We start from the raw sequence: 7242 nt of genomic DNA, 5'->3' as shown, positions 1-7242 counted from the left end.
CGGAGAGTGAAGGTGATCGTCCCGGCAATCCAGCCCGCGCACTTGGCCCCGCTGCCGGACGGGACTGTCACTGAACGAACACCTCACTACGCGTACAAACCGTGAGGGCGAGGTGCATTTAGTTGGCACAGATGGGGGGAGGGGGCCCTCGGCGGGCGAGACACACTCCGGCAGCGTGCAGGAGCCCAGCGCCCCCGGCGCGAAGCCCGGATGTCCGCGCCGAAGTTCTCCCTTCCCCCAGGCCGTTTATGGGGGAAGGGTCGGGGATGGGGGGCGCTCGCCCGCCGGCGGACCCCCATCACCGTGCACGGGTCTGCGTTCCCTCGTCCCCTACTCCCCCAGCCGCGGCAGCACCTGCTCGCCGAACACGTCGATGAAGCGCTCCTGCTCCTCCACGTGCACGCAGTGGATGTTGATCTCCTCGAAGCCCATCTCCACGTCGCCCCGCAGCCATTCCAGGTGCTGCTCCACGTCCGCGGAGATGCGCATCTTCTCCTTGACGTCCGCCGGGCTGATGGCCTCGCCGATGGCGTCGAACTGGGAGGGCAGCCGCAGGTCGCTCAGCACGGGGCTGGGAAGCTTCACCGTGCGCCACTGCTCCCACGCCCCCCGCAGCGCCTCCTCGTCCGTCCTGGCGAAGCTCAGCTGCGCCTGCAGAAAGATGGGCTTTCCCTCCCCGCCGCCGCGCCGGAACGCGTCGATGGTCTTCTGCATCGACTCGCGCGTGCCCGCGACGGTGATCAACCCATCGGCCCACTGCCCCATCCACTCCGCCGTCTCGGGGCTGAGCGCGGCGCCCACGATCTTCGGCGGCTCCTTGGGCCGATCGTAGAGGTAGGCTTCCTCCACCACCACGTGGCCGCGATGCGTGACCGTTTCGCCCGCCCACAGCGCGCGAATGATGTCGCACGCCTCGCGCAGGCGGGCGTTGCGGTCGGCCTTCACGGGCCAGCGCTGTCCCACGATGCCCTCGTTGAGCAGCTCGCCGCTGCCGGGCGCGATCCAGAACCGGCCGGGGTACATCTCCGCCAGCGTGGCCGCCGCCTGCGCGATGATGGCCGGGTTGTAGCGCCATCCGCCCGGCACCGTCACCACGCCGAACGAGAGCGACGTGGCCTGCAGCGCCGCGCCCAGCCAGCTCCACGCGAACCCGCTGTGCCCCTGCCGCTCGCCCCACGGGTAGAAATGGTCCGAGCACATGGCGCTCTGGAACCCCGCCTGGTCCGCCCGCCGGGCCAGACGCAGCAGGTGGCTGGGCGCGTACTGCTCGTGGCTGCAATGGTACCCGATGCGCGCCATCAGCGGCTGCCCATCTTGCCGGTGATGGCCAGCGTCTCGCCCGTCACGTAGCGCGCATCGGCCGAGGCCAGGTAGACGTAGCCGGCGGCGATCTCCACCGGCTGCGCGGGCCGCTTCCACAGCGTGTCCTGGCCGAACGACTCCACGTTCTCCTCCGACATCGTCGCGGGGATGAGCGGCGTCCACACGGGGCCGGGCGCCACCACGTTCACGCGGATGCCCCTGGGCGCCAGCGACTGCGCCAGCGTGCGGGTAAAGCTGTGGATGGCGCCCTTGGTGGCCGAGTAGTCGATGAGCCCCGGGTTGCCCTCCAGCGCCGTGACGGAGCCCGTGTTGAGGATCACGCCGCCGGGCTTGAGGTGCTTCAGGGCCGCCTGGGCCATGAAGATGTAGCCGTAGATGTTCGTGCGGAACGTGCGGTCCAGCTGCTCCTCGGTAATGTCCTCGATGCCTTCCTGCTCCATCTGGTAGGCCGCGTTGTTGACGAGAATGTCCAGCCGGCCGAACTCATTCGCGGCGAGCTCCACGAACTCCGTGCACGCCTGCTTGCTGCGCACGTCCAGCTGGTGGACGATGCAGCGGCGGCCGGCGGCCTCCACGTGGCGCCGCGTCTCCTGCGCGTCCGCGTCCTCCTCGTCGCTCAGGTAGCCGATGGCCACGTCGGCGCCTTCCCTGGCGAAGCAGATAGCCACCGCGCGCCCGATGCCGCTGTCGCCGCCCGTGATGACGGCCGCGAGGCCCTCCAGGCGGCCGGAGCCGGTGTAGCTCTCCTCGCCGTGGTCGGAGCCCGGTTTGAGGTCCTGGTCGGTGCCGGGATACGGCTGGTCGGTGTCCTTGCGGGACACCTTGGGCCCGGCGAGCGGGTTGCGGTCGAGCATGGCGCAGGTCCTTCCGGGAAAAGTCGATACGACGGGTCGGTCGCGATTTTCGAGGGCGCCGGGTTGTGCAGGGAGTGTACCGGGGAGGGGGCAGGGCGTCACCATCTGGCCCTCACCCGCTCGCTGTCGCTCGCACCCTCTCCCGCAAACTGCGCGGGAGAGGGTGTAGACTTCGAACGGGCGCATGCGCGTGGTGGCGGAGGCCCGGCGTGGGGGGGAATCAGGGAGGCCGAGTCCCAGGCCGAGCGACTGAAGTCGCCGCAACGACCGCGGAAAGCCTCACAAACTGCGTGAGGCTTCAACTGCGCGGAGCCTTACTCCGGTGCACAGGGGCGACCTGCACTGGGGCAGTCCGCGCAGGCGGACTTCGCGCCTTTCCAGCGGCGAATTCATTCGCTCCTGCCCCTTCGCGAGGGATTCTCCGCCCTCTACTTCCCGCCGATCTCGCCCTCCGCCGGACGGGCGCCGGTGGCGGCCCAGGCGCGCAGGGCATCGAACGCGGCGCCCACCTGCGCGGGGGTAAAGGCGCAGTGACCGTCCGCCACCACGTACGACGCGGCAAAGCGGTCCGCCGTGCCCGCCAGCTGCGTCAGCGCGCGATAGCGGTCCATCTGCTCCGGCTCCACGACGGCGTCGTACGTGGTGTGTACCGCCAGCACGGGATCGGCGATGCGGCCCGTGGGCGAGAACCAGGCGCGCAGGTACCCCACGGCCGCGCTGTCCGCAGCGTAGCGGCGCACGCCTGCGTTGAACGCGGCGTCGTCGCCCAGGCCATGGTAGGCGCTGCCGCGGTTCTCGAACGGGTTGCCGCCGGCGCGCTGCTGCAGCTCGCGGTAGATCACCGCGTAGAACCACACCAGTCCGGGCACACCCTGCGGCCGCACGCCAAAGCGCCGGCCCAGCGCCTCCGCTCCGGCCGGGTTCGCGCGCACGGCCGCCGCGAGCGAGTCGCGCGACGGGATAGGCGCATCCAGGTCCGCCAAGCCGCGCGGCGACGCCGTGAGCACGCCGGGATACAGGTAATCGAACGTGACGAGCACGTCGAACAGGCGCCCCCGCACCGCGTCCACGGCGGGCGACAGGATGCCGCAGAAGGGCAGCGCGCCGTCGTACTCCGCCGCGCGCGTCTCAAGGGTGGCCACGGTGATGAGCCCGCCCATGGAGTGCCCCGTGACGAACGTGCTGTCCGGCCGCCCGTAGCGCGCGATGAAGTGGCGGCGCAGCGCTTCCGTGTCCTCGATCCCTTCGCGCACGGCCCAGCCCTGGCCGCGGTACCACGACTGCGCGAACGCGAACCCGCGCGAGGTGAACGCCCGGCGAAAGTCGGCGTGGCGCGGGATCATCGGCTCGAACGGCGTGCCGATGATCTCGTACCCGTGCGCGTACATCACCAGCCCGCCGTTCCACCCGGCCGGGATCTCGATGCGGTACTGCGCCCCGTTCAGCGTCCCCGTGTCGACGACGGCTTCGGCGGAGGACGGGCGCGTGGTGGCCGGCTGGGCGGATGCGGACGGCGCGCGGGCGGCGGAGAGCAGCAGCACGGCGGCCGCGATCAGGCGGAGCGAGGGCATGGGTGTTGGGAAAGGATGGTTGGATGCGTTGCACGGGGCTCGCGCGGGGGCCCTCACCCGGGTTCGCGGAGCTCACCCACCCTCTCCCGCAAACTGCGCGGGAGAGGGTGTAGACCTCGATCCGGCTGAATGCACCGGGACAAACAGCTGCGCGTCAGCGCGGTTCTCCCCCTCCCCCGCGAAGCGGGGGCAGGGGGTCGGGGGGAGGGGGCCCTCGCCCGTGAGCGACACCGGCCATCGTGCACGATCCGCCGTTCTCCCTTCCCCCATGCCGTTTATGGGGGGAAGGGTCGGGGATGGGGGGCGCTCGCCCTCCGCGCGATCCATCCCCGGCCAGACGAGGCCCCGCCCCGCGTCTCCCCGCCGCCTCCCTTCCCCGCTCAGCTCTCCAGCGGACCCGCGTCGCCCTCGTCCGACCCTTCCGCGGGCGGGTGGTCCTCGCCGAGGGCGAGGGTGCGCAGGGCGGCCTTGCGGCGCTGCTCCATGCTGGCGTTGTCCAGCGCCTCGATCCCGTCGTTGGTAAAGCCCTCCGCCGGGTCAAAGCCCAGGCTGGCCATCAGCTCGCGGATGTATTCCTCCTCCAGCCCGCGCCCGCGGATCTGCTCGCCGATCTCGTCGTCCGTCATCATCCTGTCGTCGCTCCGTGCTAGGCGTGGGGCATCTGTTTATCCCCTGCATCCAGTACCGTGCCAGCGGGCCCACATCCCCGCGTTCCGCGAGATCCGCACAGCCGCGATCGATCACGGGACCACCGGCTTCCGCCAGACCCCGGGCGAGCCGCGCCCTGTCATCCGCCGTCGAAAGCAAAGGCGCCGCGCACCCGGGGGATGCGCGGCGCCTGGCCGTCAGCGGAGGGCCTGCCTCAGGACGAGGCCTTGGGCGTCTCGCGCATCATGCCGCGGATGGGGATGGCCAGCAGCGCCAGCACCACGGCCGCCACCACCAGCGACAGCGTGGTCGTGGTGAACAGGCGCGGCATCTGGTCCAGCTTCTCGGGATCCACGTGCCCGCCCACCAGGCCGCCGATGAGCGTGCCCACGGACGAGGCCAGGAACCAGATGCCCATCATCTGCCCCACGTACTTGCGGGGCGACAGCTTGGTCATGGAGCTCAGGCCCACGGGGCTCAGGCACAGCTCGCCCACCGTCTGGAAGAAGTAGCTGGCCACCAGCCACCAGGGCGAGACGAGCACGTTGCCGCCGCCGGCCACCACGCGGTTGGCCGCCACGATCATCAGCGCGAAGCCCACGCCGGCAAAGATCAGCCCGGCGGAGAACTTGGCGGGGCTGCTGAGCTCGCGCCCGCGCCGCGCCATGGACACCCACAGCGCCGCGAACAGCGGGGCCAGGGTGATGACGAAGAACGAGTTGACGGACTGGAACCACGTGGCGGGCACCTGGAAGCCGCCCACGTCGCGGTCCGTGAAGTCCGCCGCGAACAGGTTGAGCGAGGTGGGCGCCTGCTCGAACGCCGACCAGAAGATGGCCGCGAAGACGAACAGCACCACGATCACCAGCACCCGCTTCTTCTCGTCGCCGTTGAGCCCGCCGAACATGAAGATGTTGGCGAAGTACACGGCCGCCGTGCCCACCAGCACGTACGTCATGTACGAGCCGATCACCTGCGCGTCCAGCGCGATGGCCCCCGTGGCGCCCAGGATGAACGCGACGGCGATGAGGGCCGCCAGCACCGCCAGCACCAGCTTGACCTGGTTCTCCTGGCGCCGCTGCACGCCCGCGTCGGGGTTTCGCGTGGGCTCCAGGCCAATGTCGCCCAGGGTGGCGTTGGCCCGCAGGGTGTACACCACCAGGCCGATGAGCATGCCTACGCCCGCGGCGCCAAAGCCGTAGTGCCAGCCCACCTTTTCACCCAGGATGCCCGTGATGAGCTGGCCGGCGAAGGCACCCAGGTTGATGCCCATGTAGAAGATGGAGAAGCCCGCGTCGCGCCGGGCGCCGCCCTCGGGGTACAGGTCGCCCACGATGGCGCTGATGTTGGGCTTGAGCAGCCCCGTGCCGCAGACGATCAGCAGCAGGCCCAGGAAGAACGTCACCTTGCCCGCCGTCCCCGGCCCCGCGAAGCCGGAGAGCGCGATGGAGAAGTGGCCGGCCGTGATGAGCACGGCGCCCCACCAGATGGCCCGGCGCAGGCCCAGCAGCCGGTCCGCCACCCAGCCGCCCGGCAGCGACGCCAGGTACACCAGCGAGCCGTAGATGCCCACGATGGCCGACGCCTGGGCGCGGTCGAACCCGAATCCGCCCTGCGCCAGCGCGGCGGCCATGAACAGCACCAGCAGGGGGCGCAGCCCGTAGTATGAGAAGCGCTCCCACATCTCGGTAAAGAACAGCGTCGACAGCCCGCGCGGGTGCCCGAAAAAGCCGGTGTCCTGCGAGGCCTGGTGCGGCGCCCGGGGGGGATCGGCCAGCGCCGAGCCGCCTCCGAAGCTCTGGGAGTGGTGCTTGCTCATACCGTGGTTGGTGAAGGGTTGTCCGCGACCGGTCGGACGCTCGATCCGGGGGACGGAACGAGCCTGTGCCGCAAGTGAATGCCGGGGGCCTGCTTGCGTGTGGATCGCGCAATGTACAGCTTCTGCCCGCACCGCGCCACCGCCCGCGCGGCGCGGCGCATTCCGCGCCGTAAAATCGTGCGTACCACGGGCGCCAGCCAGGAGTTCCCGGGCAGATGACACAGCAGGACGGGCCGTTCGCGGCGGAGCTGCGCGTGGCGCTGGAGGCCGCGCGCGCCGCGGCCGCGCTCATTACCGCGCGGGGCGGGGCCGATGAGGTGCGCGAAAAGGGCCGCGCGGACCTCGTCACCGCCGTGGACGAGGCCGCCGAGCGCGCCATCGCCGCCGTGATCGGCGCGGCGTTCCCGGACGACCGGATCGTGGGCGAGGAGCTTTCGTCGGCGCACGTGCACGCGGGGCGGCGCTGGTACGTGGACCCCATCGACGGCACCACCAACTTCGTGCACGGCCACCCGTTCTGCTGCGCCAGCATCGCCTTCGCGGACGACGACGGGCTGGCGGCGGCCGTCATCCACGCGCCCCTGCTGGGTCACGTCTTTCACGCGACGCGCGGCGGCGGCGCGTTCCTGGACGATGCGTCCATCCGCGTGACGGACGTCGACCAGCCCGGGCGCGCGCTGCTGGCCACGGGCTTTCCGTTCAAGCGCGGCAAGGGCGCGCTGGACGCGTACATGCTGCTGGTGGCGGACGTCATCCGGGGCACGCAGGATGTTCGCCGGGCGGGGAGCGCGGCGCTGGACCTGGCGTACGTGGCGGCGGGGCGCGTGGAGGGCTTCTTCGAGATCGGCTTGGCGCCGTGGGACGTGGCCGCGGGGATGCTGCTCGTGCACGAAGCCGGCGGCCGCGTGACCGGCTGGCCCGGCGACGCGGACTCGCCCCTGCGCACGGGCCGCGTCCTGGCCAGCAACGGCCGCATCCACGCGTGGATGGAGGAGATCACGGCGAAGCATCTTCCCCGCCTGGACGG

6 protein-coding genes are annotated in these 7242 nt (G+C 71.1%); 1 reads left to right on the top strand and 5 read right to left on the bottom strand.

Translation table 11 applies throughout. The annotated features are described in order from the left end of the window. Positions 1-330: 330 nt before the first annotated feature. The 5 genes from VFZ20_RS19000 to VFZ20_RS18980 form a co-directional block, all read right to left on the bottom strand. Positions 331-1299 carry a TIGR03885 family FMN-dependent LLM class oxidoreductase gene (locus VFZ20_RS19000; protein ID WP_329685507.1) on the bottom strand — a complete coding sequence of 323 codons (969 nt, stop codon included), beginning with the start codon at positions 1297-1299 and terminating at the stop codon, positions 331-333. Continuing rightward, positions 1299-2177 carry an SDR family oxidoreductase gene (locus VFZ20_RS18995; RefSeq protein WP_329685506.1) on the bottom strand — a complete coding sequence of 293 codons (879 nt, stop codon included), beginning with the start codon at positions 2175-2177 and terminating at the stop codon, positions 1299-1301. Before VFZ20_RS18995 ends, VFZ20_RS19000 begins: the two co-directional genes overlap by 1 nt. A 428-nt stretch (positions 2178-2605) precedes the next feature. Next, positions 2606-3748, bottom strand: a complete 1143-nt coding sequence (locus VFZ20_RS18990) for a hypothetical protein (protein WP_329685505.1) — start codon at positions 3746-3748, stop codon at positions 2606-2608. Positions 3749-4128: 380 nt separating this feature from the next. Further along, complete coding sequence (locus VFZ20_RS18985; RefSeq protein WP_329685504.1) at positions 4129-4377, bottom strand: hypothetical protein; 249 nt, start codon at positions 4375-4377, stop codon at positions 4129-4131. A 233-nt stretch (positions 4378-4610) separates the two neighbouring features. Further along, positions 4611-6215: a peptide MFS transporter gene (locus VFZ20_RS18980; protein ID WP_329685503.1), complete on the bottom strand. Its 1605-nt coding sequence runs from the start codon at positions 6213-6215 to the stop codon at positions 4611-4613. A 215-nt stretch (positions 6216-6430) separates the two neighbouring features. Between VFZ20_RS18980 and VFZ20_RS18975 the strand changes: the two genes are divergently transcribed. Then, the coding region (locus VFZ20_RS18975; RefSeq protein WP_329685502.1) for an inositol monophosphatase family protein at positions 6431-7242 on the top strand (812 nt) is incomplete at its 3' end.

The sequence above is a fragment of the Longimicrobium sp. genome (assembly GCF_036280135.1).
Classification (GTDB): domain Bacteria; phylum Gemmatimonadota; class Gemmatimonadetes; order Longimicrobiales; family Longimicrobiaceae; genus Longimicrobium.
The sequence above is the reverse complement of the archived record's forward strand: the minus strand, read 5'-3'. Positions and strand labels throughout refer to the sequence as shown.